At 44.2% G+C, this 22,159-nt stretch carries 13 protein-coding genes; 11 read left to right on the forward strand and 2 right to left on the reverse strand.

The genetic code is table 11. The annotated features are described in order from the left end of the window. Nucleotides 1–9 precede the first annotated feature (9 nt). From AC1DFM_RS19180 to AC1DFM_RS19215, 8 genes are all read left to right on the forward strand, one after another. Nucleotides 10–1,194 carry a FecR family protein gene (locus tag AC1DFM_RS19180; protein ID WP_477078361.1) on the forward strand — a complete coding sequence of 395 codons (1,185 nt, stop codon included), beginning with the start codon at nucleotides 10–12 and terminating at the stop codon, nucleotides 1,192–1,194. A gap of 272 nt (nucleotides 1,195–1,466) precedes the next feature. Further along, nucleotides 1,467–5,081: a SusC/RagA family TonB-linked outer membrane protein gene (locus AC1DFM_RS19185; protein WP_477078362.1), complete on the forward strand. Its 3,615-nt coding sequence runs from the start codon at nucleotides 1,467–1,469 to the stop codon at nucleotides 5,079–5,081. An 11-nt stretch (nucleotides 5,082–5,092) separates the two neighbouring features. After that, nucleotides 5,093–6,541 carry a RagB/SusD family nutrient uptake outer membrane protein gene (locus AC1DFM_RS19190; protein WP_477078363.1) on the forward strand — a complete coding sequence of 483 codons (1,449 nt, stop codon included), beginning with the start codon at nucleotides 5,093–5,095 and terminating at the stop codon, nucleotides 6,539–6,541. Between the two features lie 133 nt (nucleotides 6,542–6,674). Beyond that, nucleotides 6,675–8,081: a TlpA family protein disulfide reductase gene (locus AC1DFM_RS19195; RefSeq protein ID WP_477078364.1), complete on the forward strand. Its 1,407-nt coding sequence runs from the start codon at nucleotides 6,675–6,677 to the stop codon at nucleotides 8,079–8,081. Nucleotides 8,082–8,316: 235 nt separating this feature from the next. Then, nucleotides 8,317–8,907 (forward strand): RNA polymerase sigma factor, encoded by a 591-nt coding sequence (locus AC1DFM_RS19200; RefSeq protein WP_477078365.1) that lies wholly within the window; start codon nucleotides 8,317–8,319, stop codon nucleotides 8,905–8,907. A gap of 78 nt (nucleotides 8,908–8,985) precedes the next feature. Continuing rightward, on the forward strand, nucleotides 8,986–10,104 hold the full coding sequence (locus AC1DFM_RS19205) for a FecR family protein (RefSeq protein ID WP_477078366.1): 1,119 nt from the start codon (nucleotides 8,986–8,988) through the stop codon (nucleotides 10,102–10,104). A gap of 151 nt (nucleotides 10,105–10,255) precedes the next feature. Further along, on the forward strand, nucleotides 10,256–13,738 hold the full coding sequence (locus AC1DFM_RS19210; RefSeq protein WP_477078367.1) for a SusC/RagA family TonB-linked outer membrane protein: 3,483 nt from the start codon (nucleotides 10,256–10,258) through the stop codon (nucleotides 13,736–13,738). Nucleotides 13,739–13,748: 10 nt separating this feature from the next. After that, on the forward strand, nucleotides 13,749–15,110 hold the full coding sequence (locus tag AC1DFM_RS19215; RefSeq protein WP_477078368.1) for a RagB/SusD family nutrient uptake outer membrane protein: 1,362 nt from the start codon (nucleotides 13,749–13,751) through the stop codon (nucleotides 15,108–15,110). A gap of 58 nt (nucleotides 15,111–15,168) precedes the next feature. On the opposite strand, the gene AC1DFM_RS19220 is transcribed toward AC1DFM_RS19215, so the two are convergent. Further along, nucleotides 15,169–15,765 carry a TetR/AcrR family transcriptional regulator gene (locus AC1DFM_RS19220; protein WP_477078369.1) on the reverse strand — a complete coding sequence of 199 codons (597 nt, stop codon included), beginning with the start codon at nucleotides 15,763–15,765 and terminating at the stop codon, nucleotides 15,169–15,171. A gap of 89 nt (nucleotides 15,766–15,854) precedes the next feature. On the opposite strand from AC1DFM_RS19220, the gene AC1DFM_RS19225 reads away from it, so the two are divergent. Then, nucleotides 15,855–16,697, forward strand: coding sequence for an alpha/beta fold hydrolase (locus AC1DFM_RS19225; RefSeq protein WP_477078370.1), 843 nt, complete (start codon nucleotides 15,855–15,857; stop codon nucleotides 16,695–16,697). Between the two features lie 140 nt (nucleotides 16,698–16,837). Next, complete coding sequence (locus tag AC1DFM_RS19230; RefSeq protein WP_477078371.1) at nucleotides 16,838–17,587, forward strand: hypothetical protein; 750 nt, start codon at nucleotides 16,838–16,840, stop codon at nucleotides 17,585–17,587. 246 nt (nucleotides 17,588–17,833) lie between these two features. Here the strand turns inward: AC1DFM_RS19230 and AC1DFM_RS19235 are convergent, their stop codons facing one another. Further along, on the reverse strand, nucleotides 17,834–21,436 hold the full coding sequence (locus AC1DFM_RS19235; protein WP_477078372.1) for an nSTAND3 domain-containing NTPase: 3,603 nt from the start codon (nucleotides 21,434–21,436) through the stop codon (nucleotides 17,834–17,836). Nucleotides 21,437–21,678: 242 nt separating this feature from the next. Here AC1DFM_RS19235 and AC1DFM_RS19240 point away from each other — a divergent pair, with 242 nt between their 5' ends. Next, the gene (locus tag AC1DFM_RS19240; RefSeq protein ID WP_477078373.1) at nucleotides 21,679–22,155 is read left to right on the forward strand and encodes an aldo/keto reductase; all 477 of its coding nucleotides are present in this window, start codon (nucleotides 21,679–21,681) and stop codon (nucleotides 22,153–22,155) included. The last annotated feature ends 4 nt before the right edge of the window (nucleotides 22,156–22,159 follow it).

Consider the following 22,159-nt stretch of genomic DNA (forward strand, 5'->3'; position numbering starts at 1 on the left):
AGTATGTTCATGAACAAGCCATTTGTTGAGCTGATTGATGCTTATCTGACCGATTCACTGACGCCGGAAGAAGAGGCGGCTTTCCTTTATATGCTGGAGGATAAAACCAACAGCGATATACTGGATCGCGTGATGGCCGAAAAGGCAGCGGATCGGTCCCTGGTGGGAGAAGAAGACATCAACCGCCGCGAGAAAAACCTGCTGGTGCTACAGGAAAGATTACAGCATCTGCGGGAGGAAGACGTGGCAGTTGTTAAAATACGTCCGTTATATCGTTATCGGTGGGTGGCAGCGGCAGTAGTACTCCTCTTGCTGGTGGGCGGTATTTATGCGCTGCTGCCCGGCGGACAAAAGCAACCGGCCGACATCGTGCAACAGGTGGTTAGGCATCCGGAAGATATTGCACCCGGCCGGAATGGCGCTGTATTAACGCTTTCCGACGGATCAGCAGTAGTATTGGATAGTATGCATAATGGTGAAGTGGCTAACCAGAACGGTACAAAGGTGTTGTTGAAAAATAACGCGCTCACTTACACGCCTGGTGGACAATACGCGGGGACACCAGTAGCCAATGTACTGTCTACTCCCAAAGGACGGCAGTTCAATGTTGTACTGCCCGATGGTACCAAGGCCTGGTTAAACGCAGCCTCTTCTATTACCTATCCTACCACATTTAATGGCCGGGAAAGAAGAGTGGAAATTACGGGAGAAGTATACCTGGAAGTAGCCGCCGATGCACAACAACCATTTTACGTGAGCATCAACAAACAAACCACCATACAGGTATTGGGTACCAGTTTTAATATCAATGCTTACGCAGATGAACCGGTGACCAAAACCACCCTGTTGCAGGGAAGCGTGAAGATAGTGATGGGCAGGAAGGCGAACATCCTGCAACCAGGAGAAGAAGCCATCACGGCATCAGGCAGAGATATAGTGGTACAACAAGCTGATATCGCAAAAGTAATGGCCTGGAAAAAAGGCATGTTCGATGTGGAAGGAGAAGGGACTGCTGCTTTCTTACGGCAACTGGCCCGGTGGTACGACCTGGAAATAGTGTACCAGGGCCCCGTTCCGGAAAAGAAGTTCCATGGGAAATTAGGCAGGGATCTGCAATTGTCACAGGTCCTCGACGTACTTACGCAATTTAATATACACTACAAACTCGAAGGAAAAGTATTAACGATACAATAAACCACCAATAAAAATAATTTATTCACCATTAAAAAAATAACGATGCCCTGATGATTTGAAAACAGGGATAACAGCAGAAAAAAACCGGAAGTGTTTGCACCACTTCCGGTATAAAATACTGGCTGATCCCAAAAACAATTGTATTGCTCAATACAGGACTGCCTTATTATCAACCAATAAACTGATGCAAATGTATGCAATTAAGTACTTATTGTAACCACGAGCGTGTTGTTTTAACAAACCGCTGGTTTATCAACCAAATGCTGCGAGTAATGAAACTGAGCGCTATCATTATACTTGTCTGCTGCCTGCATATCTCTGCCAGGAGCTTCTCCCAGAAAGTAACTTTTACGGGGAACAAAATTAAGTTGGAAAAAGTATTGGAAGCAGTGGAAAAACAAACCGGCTTTGTTGCTTTATACGACGAAGACGTGTTGAAAAATGCCCATCCCGTTACCATTACTGCCAGCCAGCAACCATTGGAAACATTTCTGAAAGAAGTGTTTCAGGATCAGTCGCTGGGCTTTACTATTAAAAACACTTCTATCATTATCAGCCGGAAAACCGCGCTCCCGCTACCTATACTACCTCCTTTAATATCGGTGCCTCCGGTGAAAGGAATGGTGCGAAGCACCGATGGTAGCCCCCTGCCAGGAGTATCTGTCAGGGTGATGGGATCTAACAAAGGCACCGTTACTGATGCCAGCGGAAAGTTCACCATCGCCGTAAAGGAAAATGATTTATTGTATATCACCTACCTGGGATTTCGCCCGGTGACGGCAGCCGTGAACGCCGCAGGCGCATTAATGCTGGTGGTGTCCGGAGAAAGAGTTGCTTCAAAAACACTGCTCAACACCGCCGATGGCGCCATCATTCAGCTGGAAGCAGATCCTACACAACTGGATGCGGTGACTGTCAACACCGGCTATCAGCAAATCTCAAAAGAACGAAGCGCCGGCTCTTTTTCTAATCCCGATATGCAGGTGATAAAAGACCGTAGTACCAGCATGAATATCCTCCAACGGATAGAAGGACTGGTACCGGGATTGGTGATTAATAATTCTCCGAACGCAGTCACGGACGGAACCACTTTTCAGATCCGGGGCCTGAGCACTATCAATGCTGATAAAAATCCATTGTACGTAGTAGATGGGATGCCCGTTAACGATGTATCTTCTATTAACCCACAGGACGTAGAAACCATCAGTGTGTTAAAAGATGCAACCGCCGCTTCTATCTGGGGCGCCCGGGCTTCCAATGGCGTGATTGTGATCACCACAAAAAAAGGTGAGGTGAATGAGCGGCTTAGTGTGAACTACGACGGATTTATCAGTTTCCGGGGGAAGCCTGATTTCAGCTATTTTCCTGTGCTGAATAGTCAACAATATATCCAGGCCGCAAAGGAAACTTTTGATTCGGTAAACCGGCCATATGCCGCGGCCACTACCTATGATCCGGCAAACGGTAGCCCCACCGGGTTGTCGCCCGACCGGCAAATACTATACGATATGTACCGGGGCGTGCTCACCGCTTCACAAGGCAACGCCAAACTGGATAGCTTGTCGCATATCGATAACAGGAGTCAGATAAAAAATATCTGGTATCGTCCGGCAAGGCTCACCAATCATACACTGTCGGTATCCGGCGGCTCTGGTAAATATGCCTTTTACGGATCAGTGGCATACACCGGTACGACAGATAATACACCCGGTGATGTCAACAACGTATATAAAGTAAATACCAGACAGGATTTTAAATTTAATAAATACGGGAGAGTTTTTTTACTGGCAGATATCACCAACACCGTTACCGCTGCTAATCGTGCTGTTTCCCCTGATGCCCGCTTTCTGCCTTACCAGCTATTTAAAGATGCATCCGGTAAAAGTATCGATATGCCGTATATGGGCTATCTCAGTAACGAAGCCAGAGCAGCGATGGAAGCCAGCAGTAAAATCAACCTGAATTATAATCCCATCGATAACATCTCCACCGGAGAAACAAAAAGCAATGGATTACTCACCCGCATTAATACGGGTATGACCATCAACCTGCACAAAGATCTGCGGTTTGAAGGCATGTATGGATATGTAAAAGGTAACACCCGGGCTACCGTGTACGATGACAATACCAACTACGCGCAACGCGTGCAGGTGGTAAACTTTACGGAAGTACCTACGTCCAGTAACATCCCGGTATATAATCTGCCTGCCACCGGCGGACAATATCGCCTGATCAATTCAATTCAGGATAACTGGGTAGTCAGAAATCAACTCGTCTATGATCACAACTGGATGAAAGGCCTGCATCAGCTAACCGCCATGGCAGGACAGGAAGCACAGGAACAAAAAAGTATTTACAATAGTAATCAGCAATACGGCTACGATCAACGATTACAAACCTACTCACTGGTAAACTATCAGCTATTAACTTCTACCGGGGTACCAAGCCCGGTGATGCCGTCGTCTACCAATGGATCTTTCTTAAACGCGGATTCAATTTTTACACAAACAGAAATCATGTCCCGTTTTACTTCCTGGTACCTGAACGCGGCCTATACCTACAACCGTAAATATTCCCTTAATGCGTCCTGGCGTAAAGACCAGAGCAACCTGTTTGGCAAGAATAAAGCGGCACAGAGTAAACCGGTTTGGAGTGTAGGAGGTAAGTGGGATATCTGCAATGAACCATTTTTTGATGCTGTCAGAGGTGTGAATAACCTGGCGCTGAGAGCTACCTATGGTATCACCGGTATTTCACCTATACCCGGCAGCGCTGCTTCTTTTGATGTATTGACCGCCATCAATGCCCCCAATGCACCCAGTGGAAAATCCCTGTATGTTTCCGCACCAGCCAATCCCAATCTGACCTGGGAAAGCACTAAAACTATCAATATCGGTGTAGACTTCGCATTTCTTGGAGAGCGGCTCACAGGGTCTGTTGATATCTACCGGAAAAAAACTTCCAACCTGCTGGGTAGCGTACCAGTCAATCCACTCACCGGTTTTACCACGCTATTTGGTAACGCCGGAGATATTACCAATAAGGGCATTGAACTGACGTTGTCGACCGGTAACATCCTGACAAAGAAATTCAAGTGGATTACCATGTTGACAATGTCTTACAACCGGAACAAGATAGATAAACTGGCGCAACGGTTCCCGTATACCACCGGCGCGCAGATGATCAACAGCGCCAATTATATGGAGGGACATCCTGCCTTTGCGCTTTGGGCTTATAATTTTGCCGGCCTGGATCACCTGGGTGACCCGCAGGTGCGATTGAACGATAAAAGTATTACGAAAGATCCTGTTGGCGTAAAAGCAGGAGATGTAGTATACATGGGTGTTTATCAGCAACCATGGAGTGGGGGACTATCTAACCTCTTTGTTTATAAATCGTTTTCGCTGAACATTAATATTATTTACAACCTCGGTAACAAAATGTTCCGCGATGTGAACCGCACTTATACCGGTTACAGCTTTATTCAGGCGCAGAATTTCACCAGTGGTAATTTGCATACAGATTTTGCTAACCGCTGGAAGCAGCCGGGAGATGAAGCGCATACAGATATACCTTCTTTTGTAAGTACTCTGGAGAGTTATAGCAGACGCAATACCGACTACTACGTATATGGTAACAATAATGTAGTAGATGCTTCCTACGCCAAGATCCGCGATATCTCATTATCGTATGCGCTGCCCGTGGCTATGGTAAAAAAGGTCCACGCAGAGCAATTGACGTTTCGGCTGCAGGTATCTAATCTGATGTTGTGGAAAGCCAATCATGATGGTATTGATCCGGAGTTCCAGGATGCCAGGTTCGGTTCCCGGGCTGCTATGCCGGTAAACCAGGGAGCTATCACTTTTGGTGCTCATTTAACACTTTAAAAATTAATGAAATGGAGCTACTGAATCGAAAATATATTTATCCTTTTGTCGCATTGATGCTGATGTGTGCCTGTAAGAAGGATTTCCTGGAAGTCAATCCCAAAGGGGTATTGGTGGCAGAAAAAATAGCGGATTATGATCAACTGCTGAACGCGCTCACTACCGTCTCTACCCCCGCTTATCAGGTCTCCGGTGATGAGGTGGCGGGTATAGCACCTTATTTTACGGGTGAAATATTACTGGAGAATCAAAAATCTTTCCGCTGGGAAAATGATATTTATTTGCCGGATGTCACCTCTATGGAATGGACCATGATCATGCGGGTGATGTATCAATACAATAAAATCATCAATGAAGTGATGACCGCCAGCGGAGGCAGTGAAGCGCAAAAACAGTCGCTGAAAGCAGAAGCGCGTGCCTGCCGTGCCTGGGGATACTTTATGATGGTTAACTTTTATGGAGCGCCCTATAATGAAGCCACTGCCGCTACAGACCTGGCCGTACCAAAAGTATTGACCGCTGATGTATCTCAAACAAAATTTACCCGGGCAACGGTAAAAGAAATCTATGATCTCATGGTGGATGATCTGACAGGCGCCATACCTTATCTGCCTACGGCGCTGACCAACCGTATCAGGATGTCGAAGCCGGCTGCAGAAGGTTTGCTGGGGAAGGTATATGCTTTCATGGGGCAATACGATAAAGGGCTGCCACAATTGAATGCCGCTATCAACGACCTTGCCGGTGCCAGCCTACCCGTTGGGCTATACGATTTTCAGAAAGAGCTGGCTCCCGGAGGTGCGTTTACGCCTATAAGTCCGATTACAGGGCCTGCCAGAGGTAACCTGAATATTGACAGGGAAGTACTCTTTCTCAGGCAAAGCCTTAACTATTTTAGCTACGTATTTTCCGGTGTTGTGCTGAATCCTCAAACGGTGGGTCTCTACCTGCCCGGTGATTATCGTCGTGCATTTTTGACAGCGAATCCGTTTGCAGATTTTGCAAACGTATATCCCAATGGTATGCTCAGAACCTGGGGAAGTGGCGCCGCAAATAATGCTGGCATCAGTATCCCCGACATCTACCTGCTGAGGGCAGAATGTAAGTCGCGCGGAAATGACCTGGCCGGTGCGGTGGCCGACATGGAAGCATTCCGGCGAATGCGGATGCCTGCCGGAGAAGCCACTATACCCACGGCAATTGCAGCGGATAAGGTAGCGTTAACCACATTTATTCTCCATGAAAGAATCCGGGAGTTTCCCATACAGGGATACCGCTGGTTTGATATGCGCCGCCTTTCGGTAGATCCGGTGTATAAATCTACCGTTGGGACCACGCACCTGGTGTATGATATGAATGGTGCCGTGAAAAACACGTATACACTGCGTCCGGAACGACTAACATTCCGTATCCCATTGTATATCGCAAATGCTAATCCGGATATGCCACAAAATCCGTAGCCGCATTTCTTAAGTAACAGATCTGGTTGTTAGCTGATTGTCTGCGCTGAGCGGCAGTACGGGCAACGTTTTGCCTGAACGTAAGCTATGTTAAGTATAAAATATAATATCTATAAAAATAAAAATAAACAAAATGATGAAGAAAAGTATCATACTGGTGATATGCTGTTTATATGCTGCTATCATCTTTGGACAAAAGAAGGAAGCGACCATCGTAATAGATGTTGCCCCCCTGAAGGTGGACTCTGTGTGGTTAACCGACGGTGATAATATAATCATGGTCGGCCCCAATAAAGCAGGGAAATTTACGCATCGCTTTGCAGGAACTTTTCCGAAGACAATCAGGCTGGGTATAGATACACCTAAGAAAGGGCAGATGCATTTGTTCCTGGAATCCGGCGATCAACTGAATATCAAAACTGATTTTGAGGCGAATACTAATTTCTCTGGCCCTGGCGCTGCAAATGCAAAAGTATTTTGGGAATACTTTTATGCATATGTACTGGATAATACGAACATCGATGCCACTAAGATGACAGTGAAGGAATACCATGAGATGGTGAATCGGGTAGAGCAGAAATCCATTGATATACTGGAGGCGAATAAACAAAAGGTAACACCGGCTTTTTACAAAGATCAGTCGGTAGACCTTAAGTACAGAAAATTGGCCTCTCTTGTACTGTCGCCATATTTTTATCATCTTGGTTTTAAGAAGCCCATGTCGGAAGTGCTGCCGGATGATTTCTGGAAGATTGCAGATAACGTAGAGATGAGAGATGATTTATTGGGCAATGAGTCTTATAATAGTTTTATGAGAGGCGCCTATCCTGCTTTTATGGGCTGGCGTGAATTACTCGAACAAGGAAAACTGGACAGCTCCTTCGCATATCCCCAGGTCTTAAAGCAGCGGTTAAAACTGATTGAACAGCGGTACACAGGAAAGGTGCGTAGCATGGCCATGCGAGCTACGCTGAATAGCCTGATAGAAATGGAGAAAAATGTTACCTCCCTGAAACCGGCAATTGACAATTATGTCGCTAAATACGCTACCCGCGAAGATGCTAAAATAATACAGGAGTCCTATAAAAAAACGCTTGCCCTGGCGGCCGGAAAAGTACCTCCGTTCTTTACACTGAAGGATATTAATGGCAAAGATGTAACGTTGAAGGATTTCTCCGGTAAAGTAATCTACATGGACTTCTGGGCCAGCTGGTGCGCTCCCTGCCGCTATGAAATGAAAAATGGTAGTCCTAAGCTGCATGAGAAGTTCAAAGAAAATAAAGACGTGGTTTTCCTTTACATCAGTGTAGACGACAAAGAAGCCAACTGGAAGAAAGCGATTGCAGATGATAAAATCGAAGGCATTCACTTATTATCTGCTGGTGGCATGAAAAGCGCTGTTGCCAATGCTTTTAATATTCACGGTGTTCCCCGCTATATCATCATTGGAAAAGATGGGAAAATATTTGACGCCGATGCTTCCAGACCAAGCGAAGAGAAAACTCCGGCAAGAATTGAAGAGGCACTAAACGCACAATAAAAGAGAAAGAATTGTTCTATGTACCCCCATGAACAGTTCTATAGGGAGAATGACCGATGCCGGATAACGGCGTCGGTCATTTTTTTGTGGGAGGTGGAAGGCCGGAGAGATAGATTCATCGCCMATCAAACATACTTTTTTCAGAAAAACATAATACCTTTAAGCCTCACTGTGTCATCATTTTAATTATTCCCCCTGCATACAGTCACCTGTAGCGGAGGATCTTTATATCAATTTGGCAACCAATCATCAGGATCATCGCTCTCTTGCTCCGGAACGGGAAGCGATGTTACTACTACAGTTTTCGGAAGGCGACAAAGACGCATTTGCAATACTTTACCGGTGTTATCAACCGGTATTGCTACATATATTACAGCCTTTCAGGGATATAGAAGATCCGGAAGAAGTAATACAGGACATCTTTTATAAACTATGGTCGAAAAAAGAGATTGTTGCTGGTTTGCAGTCCTTCAAAGGATACCTGTACCGGATGGCCAAAAACCGCATACTGGATATTAAGAAAGCGAAGGAAGCCCTGTTACGCCACGAAACCGGTTATGCCACCATTCAGCCCCAACAAACCACGCACACAGAAGAAGCACTGATATATAAGGAACTCCATCAATATGCTGTAGAGGCCATACAACAGCTACCTCCCAAACAACAGGACATTTTTACCCTGAGCATACTCCGGGAGTTGAGCCGCGAAGAAGTAGCCACCTTATTAGGGATCTCCCTGTCGGTGGTGGACAAACAACTCTACCTGGCCCGGAAGGCTGTCCGCAGCCGGATATTACAACATGCCGGCGCCCCGCCTGGCGGCTGATCCAATAAATTTTTAAAAAAAGTTTCGATTTTTTATCCAAACCATATTTCGGGCGTCGTCTTATCTATAATCAACACCATGAACCACCAGGACCTGTATAACAAAATAGCTTCCGGCCATGCCTCTGAAGAGGAAATAGCCGCGTTTAACCAGCATATGAGCGCCCTGGAAGGCGATAGGCTGGAACAGGCGATAGATAGCTATATACAGGCCATAGATGGGCAAACCATTACCACAGCTGCCAACGAAAGGTCGCTGCAACAGCTGCTGGCAAGGGTGAACGACGCCGAAGCGCCTGCCGGTAAAGTGTTACGCTTCCCATTCCGGGCAGCAGCAGCGGCAGTGATAGCAGGTATCCTGGCTACCGGCGCGTGGTATTTTATGCGGTCGCCTGCACCAGTGCCGTTGGCGGTCAACAAGGTGATTACACCAGCAGGCAACCAGGCGGTGCTCACACTGGGCAATGGACAACAGGTAGTACTGGACAATACCCGCAAGGGCGCATTGGCCACGCAACAGGGAACTGCTATCGACAGCGGCACAATTACTTATCAGCCGGGCAGTGAAACAGCGGTATATAATACGCTGTCTACCCCCCGCGGGATACAGTATCAGGTGATATTGCCCGATGGTAGCCATGTATGGTTGAATGCCGCCTCTTCGCTGAGGTATCCGACCGCCTTTACCGGGAAACAGCGGGTGGTGGAGCTTTCCGGAGAAGCCTACTTTGATGTGGCCGCCAATTCCTCTCAGGCTTTTCTGGTGAAAACCAGGAATACCACGGTAACGGTATTGGGCACAGCCTTCAACCTGATGGCATACAACGATGAAGCGATGGAGAATACCACCCTGATTACGGGTGCGGTGAAAGTCAATGAAGTGGTGCTTAAACCCGGTGAACAAGCCAGCATCGGCAGTCATACACAGGTGGCCCGCGTAGATACCAGTGAAGTATTGGCCTGGAAAGAAGGCAGGTTTAAATTTAAGAATGCCGATATCAGGAAAATTATGCGCCAGGTAGCGCGCTGGTATAATGTAGATATTAGCTATAGTGATAATGTGGAGGTAAGTGGATTATCCGGAGATGTACAACAGCAGGAGAATATCAGTCAACTACTAGAAACATTGGAAGCAACAGGAGATGTGAAGTTTAGGATGTCGGGGAGGAGTATTATTGTCATGCCCGCGAAGCACTAACAACCGTTAATTTTTTAGGAACAGGATATCCCGGATGAATGATGGCCACATTCATCGCGGCAGGGTATTGCTATTTTCTCAACCAATAAGTTTAATCAAGATTCGTATGCGATTGCATTCAGCCATCAAAAACCAACCAATCTATTTTCTTATGCGTATGAAGTGGAAAGGCCTTTCCCTGCTACTTTGCCTGTTATGTATACAGGTAGGAGTGCGGGCGCAACAGGTAACACTGCAATGTAACAACCAGCCACTGGAGCAGGTATTGGAAAGTATCAAGAAGCAAACAGGGTACTCTATCATTTACCATGAAGCAGCCATACAACGCGCCAAACCCGTTACCATGCAAGTGCGTAACGAAGCACTGGCCACCGTGCTGGAACGTTGCCTGAAGCCACAGGGCCTCACCGCTGTCATCAAAAACAACAGCATCATTATCACAAAGGAAAATAAAATCAGTACTCCTGACTGTGATACCTGTGGCATTGCTGTTACCAATTATTCCGGACAACTCGTGAACGGAAAAGGGATTCCAATGGAAGGGGTGCTGGTAGTCGTGAAAGGTGGTCAGCAAACTTCCACCAACAGCAGCGGCACCTTTCATATTAATGCTGCGCCCGGCCAAACCGTGATGTTCTACCTGATGGGATACAAGCGTATCGTTAAAACACTGGGTAAAGACCTGTCCTTTAAAGTAGCACTGGAAGAAGAAGTAAAGGGATTGAAAGAAGTAACCGTATATAATACCGGTTACCAGCAAATCAAAGCCGAGCAACTGACAGGTGCCGTAAGCCGCATCTCTTCCAAAGAATTTGAAAGCAGGATCACCAGCGGTAGTATCCTCGATGGGTTGCAAAATAAGCTACCGGGACTGATGATCAATCCCAGCATGCAGTTTGAAGGAAATCCACTTTTCCAGATCAGGGGTATTTCCACCATTTCCGGTAATAAACAACCCCTGATTGTACTGGATGGCTTCCCTACAGAACTGACCCTGGATGCAATAGATCCCAATGAGATACAGTCGGTGACTATCTTAAAAGATGCGGCAGCAGCAGCTATCTACGGGGTACGCGCTTCTAACGGCGTCATTATAGTAGATCGCAAACAGGCGAAGGAAGGGAAAACAAAATTCAATTTTCGTACTACCACCAGCGTTACTCCGAAGGAAAATTATAGTACCTATCGCTTTGCACCGCCGGGATCTCAGCTGAGATTTATGAAAGATACTTACTCCGATTACCCCGCGCAAACCTGGGATGACATCAAAGTCAGTCCATCTCCCTACCAGCCGGGATCAGAGATATTTATTGACCTCGCTTCCGGTATCATCAAAGCAGATCAGATAGATAAACGTATTGCAGACCTGACAGCTTATGACAATACCAAAGACTATAGCCGGCTGTTCAAACGCAGCACTATCAACAATCAATACGACCTGGTATTTTCCGGGGGGAATAAAAACGGCCTCTATTATGTGTCTTCCAACTTTACCAACAACAGCGGTCCGAACATCAAACAAAATAATCAACGTTTTCTCCTCTCCGCCCGTGGCTCCTACAAGTTTAGTGAAAGACTCTCTTTCGAAATGAGCAACGATTATTTTCAGTTAAATAGTTCCGCTGTTCCGGTACCCGATATCAATGAGGTATATCCCTGGGAAAAATTCCAGGACGATAAGGGTAATCCGTTGCCTATCTTCTCCGGATCAAGGATAAATCCCGTATACAATAAGAGTTTCCTGCTGGCGAATGGATTCAATGATAATCTCTATTACCCGCTCAATGAAATCAATCATGTGAATACTAAAACATTGTCCACCGGAAACAAGATCAGGGCAGAGTTCAAGTATCGCATCATAGACGGATTATCTTTCAAACTGGGAGGGATATACGAAAAATCAAATATCCGCCAAACCTACTTTGCAGATGATAAATCCGCGGCGGCACGTCAGCTCGTCAATTACTACGTGACCCAGGACCCGATTACATCTAAGTACATATTCAATATGCCAAAGGGGGGATATCAGACGCAGCAATTCAACAGTCAAATGGCCTATACCTTACGTGGACAATTGGATTACAACACCGTTCTTCACGATGATCACTCCCTGAACTTTATCCTCGGGGTAGAAGGCCGTAAAGTGGAATTATCCGGTACTACCACTTCTGCCTTTGGTTACAATGACCAAACACTGGTACAGATGCCGGTGGATTTCAACCTGTTGTTTAACCAGATACAGTATTCTCCATTTACCTATGGTTACTACCCCTCCGCATATAGTGGTTATTTTAATCAAACTTACTCAGACGACCGCTTCCTGTCGGGCTACTTCAACGGCGTGTACAGCTATAAGTCACGCTATTCCTTATCCGGAAGCATCAGGATTGACCAGTCCAATCTCTTTGGTACCGATCCTAAATATCGTTACAAACCATTGTGGTCAGCAGGTGGAGCCTGGAACATTTCCAATGAAGCCTTCTTTCCTAAAACCGATTGGGTAGACCTGCTGAAGTTCAGGATATCCAAAGGGTTTAACGGGAACGTGTCTAAAAACAGTTTGCCTGTTATTGTAGCCAGCGCAGCCACTAACAACAGAACACAACCCATTTCTCCGTCACTCGATCTCCTGAACCTGCAAAACAGCGCGCTTCGCTGGGAACAGACAGACAACGGGAACGTAGGTGTGGATTTCTCGGTGTTGAACCGCATTCGTTTTAACTTCGACTACTATACGAAGAAGAGTACCGATATCCTGGCAGCATCTGCTATTGACCCTTCCCGTGGCGCTTCTTCTGCCATCCTCAATGCTGCATCAATTGACAACAAAGGATGGGAAGTAAATATCAACGCCGACTGGATTCATAAAAAGAAGCTCAACTGGAACACCGGTTTCGTATTAGCACACAATACCAGCAAAGTCATCTCTGTATATACCAACATCGGCAGATATGCTTATACCTATTTCAACGGAGATAAAGCCAATAACTATATAAAAGGATATCCGGTAGGGGCGATGTTGAGTTATCGTTTTGCAGGCCTGAATGATGCGGGTTTACCTACAGTATATGATAACAAAGGCAATGTTAAAAGGTATGTGAATATCAGTAATGATGAGGGATTAAATGATCTTGCTTACTCCGGTAATTCCATTCCGGTGATGAATGCAGGCTTCAGTAATCGCGTGGACATTGGTCGCTTTTATGTGTACTGCATGGTCGACTTTTACGGTGGCTTCAAAACCAGGATACCACGGCCAACGATGGGTGTTGCCAGACCGCTGGCCGGCGCAGAAAACTACTTCCGTAAAGCCGGTGATCAGGCGCATACGGATGTAATGGGCTTTTATGATTACACGCAGCTCGACTATAACCACGACTTCCAGATATATGGCAACTCCGACAAGTATGCCGTAAATGGCGCCTACATGTTATTGCGCGACCTGACCGTTTCCTATAGCCTGCCAGCCGAAGCGCTGAAGCAGTTGAAATTGTCATCACTGGAAATAAAGCTGCAGGGAACGAACCTGTTTACCAAAGGCTTTAATGATTACAATTATAGTCTGGCGCTGGGCAGCTTCGTAAGAACCAGGCTGGTGCCCACTTACACCATCGGCTTGTTTGCTAATTTTTAAACTGTGTATCATGAAGAAAAAATATCTATTATACGCCATCACGGCCATCACTGTAATGACTTCCTCCTGTAACAAATATCTGGACGTAGCGCCGAAAGGGAAGGTGCTGTTGAAAACAGTGAACGATTACGACTTGTGGCTGAATAGCAGACTACTGACCACTTCCGCTGATCAGAATATGAACCTGCTGACAGACGAAGCTGATATCATGGCCATTAACCCGCAGAGTACATTCTCAAACGACCTGGTATATCTATGGCGGGCCCAATATACGCCTGATCCAAATACGTCGCCCGTGTTCTGGGGCAGGCATTATGCCAACATCTACCGCTTCAATGCGGTGTTGAATGGGATGAGTACCGTTGAAGATGGAACGCCACAGGATAAAGCGCGCTTAACGGCGGAAGCTTTGCTGGGTAGAGCATTTGAGTATTTTTATCTGATGAACCTCTACTGCCAGCCTTATCAGGCAGGCAAGGCAGCATCTACACCTGGTGTGCCATTCGTTACCACGAATGAAATTGCTGATAAAACACCACCCAGAGGTACATTGAAAGCCATTTATGATCAGGTGGTCAGCGATTTGACCACCGCTATTCCAGGACTGCCCGATAATAGTGATGCCAATAAATTCAGGGGCAGTAAAACGGCCGCTTATAGTGTACTGGCAAGGGTATATTATTATGGAGGAGATAATGAAAATGCGGATAAATACGCGAGGATGGCCCTGAAAAATAATAATACGGTATTTGATTATAATTCAGTGGCCGCCGGTAACAAGATACCAGCCATGGTGGTGAGCCCGCAGGAAATATATGCCCGCTATGGCTCCAATGCCGGCACGCCTGTAATGGCCTCCCTGGAGCTGTTGAACTTATACGACAGCACCGACCTGCGCATGAAATTCTTTTACCGCAATAAAGCTACCATGCCTTATACCAAGCGTGGGGTAACCCAGTACGGTAACGGACAAACGTCGGAGAGTTTTGGTACTTCTGTTCCGGAAATGAAACTGATGGTGGCAGAAATAGCGGCGCTCAATAATGACCTGACGACTGCCATTACACAATTGAACGATATCCGGGTGAAACGCTATCCAGCTGCCGTGTATAAGGCGCTTACCGTAACCGATCAGGCCACCGTGATGAGTCAGGTAATGCGGGAACGCCGCCTGGAACTGGCCTTTAAAGGTATCCGTTGGCTGGATATGAGAAAACTGAGCGCCGCGGGTAAAATGCCGCAGATACAACGGCTCGATAGCAAATCAGCCGTGGTGGCTACCTTAAAGCCTAACGATGCAAAATATACGTTGCAGATTCCTTTAGCAGTGCTGCTGTTTAACAGTGATATGGAGCAGAATCCGTGGGAGTAGTTTACGGCTCTTGTAAAATGAAAATGGGTGTATCAACAATAGTTTGATACACCCATTTTCATTTTACAAGCAGCATATTCATGAGTATATCTTTTCCCGGAATAGTAAACCCTTTTCCAAATGTCATTTTGAAAGCAGCCAGTCCTTGCGTGGCAGCTATTAACATGGCAGCCAGCTGTGCAGGATCTCCCGATAAGAAGACGCCTTCTTTTTGACCGGCTTTGATAATATCAGCGAGTACTTTCATTGACTGCTGCTTGCGGGTGATCAGCAACTGATTTTGTGCGGCATCCCTGGTTTCAAATTGTTGTCCAATAATGATGAAGTAACAAATTTCGGGGTATTTATGTACGCCGGTGAGAAACCCTTCAATGAAGCCTTCTACCTTTTCTTTGGCAGTGGAATGTTGTTTTTTTAGCGAAGTTAAATGTGCTATTGACATATCCATGGCCTGATTGGCTAATCCAAGATATAGTTCGTCCTTATTAGAATAATAATGATACATCAGCCCGAGGCTGATTTGCGCCTTTGCCGCTATTTCTTTAATGTTAGTCCCCGCCAGACCTTTGCTGGCAAACAGCTCAAGTCCGGCTGCCTGTATCTTTTTTTGCGCTTCCTGGCGCATTTCCTCGAACTGTTCTTTTGCTTTGGGCATTATCTTTTTTATTGAAAAATATTTCAATTGTAAGATAATTTTAAAAAACATAAAAATATTTCTTTCCCAACCATCTTCTAATTTTACAATTGAAATTTAATTCAATTAAAAAATATATGGCAACTTTTGAAAGAAACACCGTTACATCTACCCGCGGCAATATGATTACTTATGATACAATTGGTAATGGTCCAGGGCTAATTGTTGTACACGGCGCATTAAGCGATATAACTGAGTATACCGAGTTAGCCATCGMGCTTTCCGGACGTTTTAGCGTTCATCTGCTGCAGCGACGGGATAGGGAAGCGCAGGAAGCTCATTACAGTATAAAAGATGATTGTAGTGATTTAATGGCGGTACAGCAGGTAACAGGCGCCGCTTTTCTTTTCGGACATAGCTATGGAGGATTAGTAGCACTGGAAGCGGTGGCAAATGATAATCCTTTTAAGAAGGTAAGTGTTTATGAACCAGGTGTTTCGCTTGGTGGCAACTGGGAATGGCTGAATAGCTATGAAACGGCCATGGCTCATCAGCAATTTAGAAAAGCCTTTACCGCTTTTGTACAAGGAATGGGGCACAGTCCTTTGACCAAGGCACCATCCTGGCTGGCAAACCTGGTGCTGAGATTAGCCATAAAAGGAGAAGAATGGCAACTAAAGAAAAGTCTGCTCGCTAGTAATTTTCGGGAGCATCTGGAAGTAAAGCGATTGGAAGGAAGTTACAGGAAATATGCAATGTTGTCAATCCCTGTTCTTCTGATGGGAGGGAAAGCAAGCCCCGATTTCATTCCTGGTATGTTAAGTACCCTGAAACAAACAATACCACAAGCGAAAGTATTGCTATTATCGAAACTTCATCATCTGTCGCCAACTAATCATGAAGGGCCTGCAATGGTAGCAGAAAGCCTTATCACATTTTTTACTAATGATTAACTATATTTAATAAAAATTAAGTACCGGGTGGAATGTTAAAATATCTAAAGGTCTTTAGCATAATCTTGCCGCGATTACTTCGTTATTGCTGATATCCCTAATTCCTTAGTACTGTTATGAATATGAATCCCCTCTACCATATGAAGAAGTTTCTTGTCTTTTTATCACTGTTTGCAGTCTCATTTTCCTGCTTTTCGCAAACACAGCCTTCCATTGGAAAGTTTTCCGTGCAGCTGAAAGCAGGTACCGCTATACCACTGGGGCGCTTTGCGCATAAATCATTTTCGTTCGCCCCTGGTGATACGTCCGGCAACGCATTAGCCGGCTTTTCTGCTGATGTTCTGGTGAAGTACCAATTAACAAAAACAGTTGGTATTTCCTTAATGATTGGAGAGTCTATTAATAAACAGGATGCCGCGTATTTGAGAAATGAAGTCAAAAAAAACTATTCAGATAGRACAAAGATAAATGTTAAGGTAAATAGTTGGAAAGTATTTAAAGTGATGACTGGTGTGTATTATTCCATTCCATTTTCTTCCGGTTCTCCGTTCGAATTAACACCGATGGTGTTGGTAGGTATTTGCAAAACAAAGATTCCCGGATATTCTTATGAATATCGCTCGCCCACTTTAGGAGAGCCATCGGGTAGCTTGTATAAAGTTAAACTGGATTTACCGGCCGCATTCTGTTACAATGTTTCGATGGCATTGAATTACAAATTAAGCAAGAGGTTCTTTTTATCAGCAGATGCTAATTACTTCGGTGCATCACCTGTCATGAAATACACTTATTTTGCTAACTGGCCGGACGTATCTACTTTAACTCCGGCAAAGAAACATTATTCGCTGTCATCCCTGAATTTCCAGATAGGAGCCGGCATTAGATTTTAAAGTTGAACGCTATTAGCTCAAATAAATATCGGTAGTTTCCTGTCAGGCCCCGTATGAAAACGCGGCAGGTGCGCAAGACTTATGGCAATGGAGCGTATTTCGGACATAAATCAAGAAAGGATAAGTGGATATCATTTTGATACGCAAATGTTAGAAATGCTAAGGTGGTTTTGACACTCGTGGAAACGTTGACCAGTTGAGGGAACTCTGTTTCCTTATCGGGGACGAAGCATTCATCTTTTGCGTTTATTCTCCCATAAATTCATCCTTCCTTTCCCATTCAATTTGTGCTTTACAGGCATTAATGCGGTCTTCTATATAATTAAGGTGTTCCAGGTATCTGATGTCGTTGCGGGTTTGAATATAGTCTCTTACTTCTTCATAAACTATTATCTCCTGCCTGATTTTGGGTATCCGGCTACCTATGGAAATACTGCTTCCCGTATATAGGTCGAGGTTTTCGAAGAACGCCAGGTTGGAATTTTTCTGTAGCAGGAGATCCAGGAAATCGAATTTCGATTCATTGAATTGCGATACTACAATATTAAATGCCAACCTCAATATTTTCTCGTCGGTTGTTTTATTTACTAAATAGCGAAGGAAGTTTAGCCCATTTTCGCCACTACCCTGGAATGCAGTACCTACTTCCGAATGTGTATTTCTAAAGATAGAAGGGAATTTACTGAAGAATTGAATGATATCTTCGAACACTTCATTTCTATTCTCTAAGGTCCACAATTTTTTAAAATCATTTTCCAGTAAATCGGTCCTGCTGACAAATGTTTTGGCGTCAAAAGCAGCTGCCAGTAAATCGTTGATGAATGTGGGGTTTTTGCTTAAAATCAGTTTCAATACCTCCAGGCTGTAGTCGAAATGTCTATCTTTCCTGTCTAGCACGAGGTAGAGAAACTGAATATCCTGCAGCCTGTCTGAAAAGATGGACTGATGGTCTTTATAGAGGTATTTAAAAAAATCATTATTAACATAGAGATTGGAGGCAGTCGCCTTTTGCATTAAATAGTCTAATACACTATTCAATGCTTGTTCAATATGGATGTTTAAAGCTTGTAATTTTGGAAAGATTTTTTCAATAGAATATATCCACGTAGTTTTTTCGTCTCTGAAATAATTAACCCAAATGTCGTAATCCCCGGAGGTAATTAAATCAGCAGGAAGATATGTTAGAAGCGGCACAATGCACTCTGGGTTAATTTTACCTTCAAGGAGCAAATCCCTTAGTGCTAGTGATTTGTATTCGTTGTAGGCTATTTCTTTGAACACCATGTCAATGAAAAGATGCGTTGCGTATTCATATTTAAATAATACCTCGAAAACGTTAAGGAATAGCTTGAAATCTGATTTTTCTAAATGGATGAGAATATACGAGATGGAGTTTTTAATTGTTGAATACCCGGAGAAGTAATTCTTCTTCTTCTGGCTGAGAACATCAATTCGGGCAAAGAAAATCCGGTAGTCTTCAATACTGAAATTTTCCGTGTATTGATAGAGCAGTTCTTTTTTATCTTCCGCTCTTTTATTGAGTAAATGCCACAGGTCTACCTCCTTGTTCTTGAATTTCTCTTTCCATTGCTCATCGTAAATAATATCATAGAATGTCAGCTTTTTTAAATACCCATATACGATCTCTGTTTCTCTGAAAGAAGGAGCAGGGAGGAAGTTGTTTTCAAAGAAAGGGATGACCAGGTCCTTGTCGAAGTTGACTACATCAGTGTTTTTTACCGAGAGATGCCCATATCTGTGCTGGTCGAAGAAATCATATACACATGGCCGTAGTACTGGGTTTTTGTAGCAGCCGAAGATAAAGTTCCATAGCCTGGTCCTGAAATCTTTTTGTGCTTCCATTAAATACACAAGTCTTTGTCCCAAATAGATGATATCCCCGTCACCGTAGACGGATTGATAGCTATCTACTAAATATTTATGTGCAATGAATAGGATGATTTTGGCGTAAAACTCGTCGTCTTCTCCCTTGGATTTATTGTACAGGTACTCAAATAGCTTTGTCTGAATGAGATAATTGCTATTGTAATCATATCTTCCATAGGTAAAAGACTGCGTAAATACCTTGAGTAGTTTGGTGAATGGAACCGGGCCTGATAGGCCATATTTCATTAGCAAATCCAACGAAAGTATAAATTTATCGGGGAATTCTTGGAAATTGACGAGGATGTCTATGATATCATCCTGGTAGCGTTCCAGCTGATTGTGATTATAAATTTCGAAAGGAAGCGTATGCAGATCTGTTGCATGTTGTTCCGCGAGCAATCTGGCAATAGACACGAGAGATTCGGTGGGCATATAGAACCAGAAGTCTTTCAGGAATTTCAATGATTTAGAGGGATCATCAGATATATTACTCCACTTTCTTTTCAGATCAGCAATAACCTGCAGTTTTATTTCCTCAAACCCATAGTTGCTGACAATAGGAGTAAGAAGTTTAATCAGGGAAAATTTACCTTCATCTATGAATAAGTCGAGCAGCAAGCTAAAAGGTAGCTGTTTTTGTTTAATGAAAACCAGGTAGAAAATGTATTCGCCCAGTATCTGGTCTGCTATTTTGTAGGAGCCATTGTACTCATCTGCCAGTTCATACTTGTGGAGTAGCGTCAGGTTCTCCAGTAGGTCGTTTGGGGAAATCTTGAAATAGGTGTCAATTTCAGCGATAGATTTTGTGTGGTGCAAGTTTATGGTTCTGTATAACGCCAGCACTCCCGCAGTTTTGATAAGATCACTGCCTGCATTTAGCTGTCTGTTTACAGAGGAAAAATACTCATCCAGGATTAATGCGGCGTTGTTTAGTTTTTCTATTTCTCCATGGATGCCGGCGAGAGCTGCCATTATTGCAATCCTGGGGTTGCCCTTTGAGATAGAGAATATTTTATCGAAATAGTATTCCGTGATATTAAAATCGGGCGACTGTAGAATATTGTTTAATGCTGCTCTTTCAAAATTGTTGAGTGTAATATTTTTGTAGGTACTTAATTTTCCTTGTATTTCTTCCTGTACATAATTTCTGGCGGTGAAGATTAATTTTATCATCCCGCCATTGAAAGCATTTCTAAAGTTTATGATAAGGTCGAGATTAGTTTTTAATTTGTTAGCGTCATCAACAACTATAAGATAGTTTTCACCCGGTACTAACTGTACTTTTAAATCATCCCAGATATCGAGGGCGCCGTTGGATTTTATATATTTTACCTTATAGTCGTCGTGCTTTTTTGAGAATGTGCCGACCAGTGCTAAGGAGAACTTTGTTTTGCCTACGCCTGCCTGTCCGGAGATAATTAGCGTGTCGTGGTGCTCTAATAAAGACATACCTTCTGCTAATTCCTTCTCTCTATTGAAAAACTCGTTTGAAAGGGGAGTGGCGAATTTTGATTTTTCATATTGATCAATAAAGTCATTGGGTTCAAGGATTTGGCCTGTATCAATAGCCAGACCTAGCTCCCTTGCAATGGAGGGATACTCTTTGAATATGATCGTTGCAAAAGCATCTAATCCGATTAGCTCCAGATCCACATCACTGTTAAAAACATTTTTATGTTTGTTTAGTTCTTCCTGGATGGTGGTAGTGATTTTGCTATTGCAGATAAGGATTATCTTAATGATTTTCTCTGCCGGAACATTTCTTTGTTTAAAACAATGTTGGATGTCTTTCTTTAATTTTTCAGCCAGCTCTGTTTGTTGTGTGGTAATTTCATTGAAAATGTAGTCATCTTTAACGGAGATAAAATTATCGGGTGTACCTCTTTTCGATTTTTCTTTACCAGAAACAAAACCAGTAGAATTTATAATAGCGTATTTGTAGGAGAGGTATAGTCTGCACAAGTTCGCAAATTTGTCTGCGTTGCAACTTAAAAGGCGCTGTTCAATTTCCGTGATCATCAATAATAATAGGGGTTTAGCAATGAATGGGAAATTACAAAAAAGCGGTTGATTTCCCAAACTCCTTCGCCACCAGTCTGTTCATGAAAAAACTTGAGCCACCCAGGCAAGTAAATTGAGCTATGGAGGAAAGTGGTCATAGTGTACAACGGCAGATCTTTGTGTCGTAATCAAAAAAGAGGTATATGACAACAATAACAAAGATCGCATTAGRCAAAAACGGTCCGCTGGTATCCAAACTCGGACTAGGCTGTATGCGGATGTCGCCTGTTTGGGGTGGTCCTGCCAAAGATGAAAAAGAGAGTGTAGCTATCATTCAGCAGGCGCTGGATAGTGGTATCAATTTTCTGAATACGGGCGACTTCTACGGTAGTGGCCATAACGAGCTGCTGGTAGGTAAAGCCATCAAAGGAAGAAGGGATGATGCCTTCATCAGCGTCAAATTTGGCGCGATCTTCTACGGCGGGCGTATGCTGGGGTTAGATCTGCGTCCCATCGCCATCAGGAACTTCATCAACTACTCTTTGGTGCGTCTGGGCATCGATACCATTGACCTGTATCAACCCTGCCGGCTGGACAACAGCGTTCCGTTGGAAGACGTAATCGGAACAGTGGCCGACCTGATTAAAGAAGGAAAGGTACGCCACCCTGGGGGTTTCTGAAATA

Source organism: Chitinophaga sp. 05T412 (assembly GCF_056396465.1).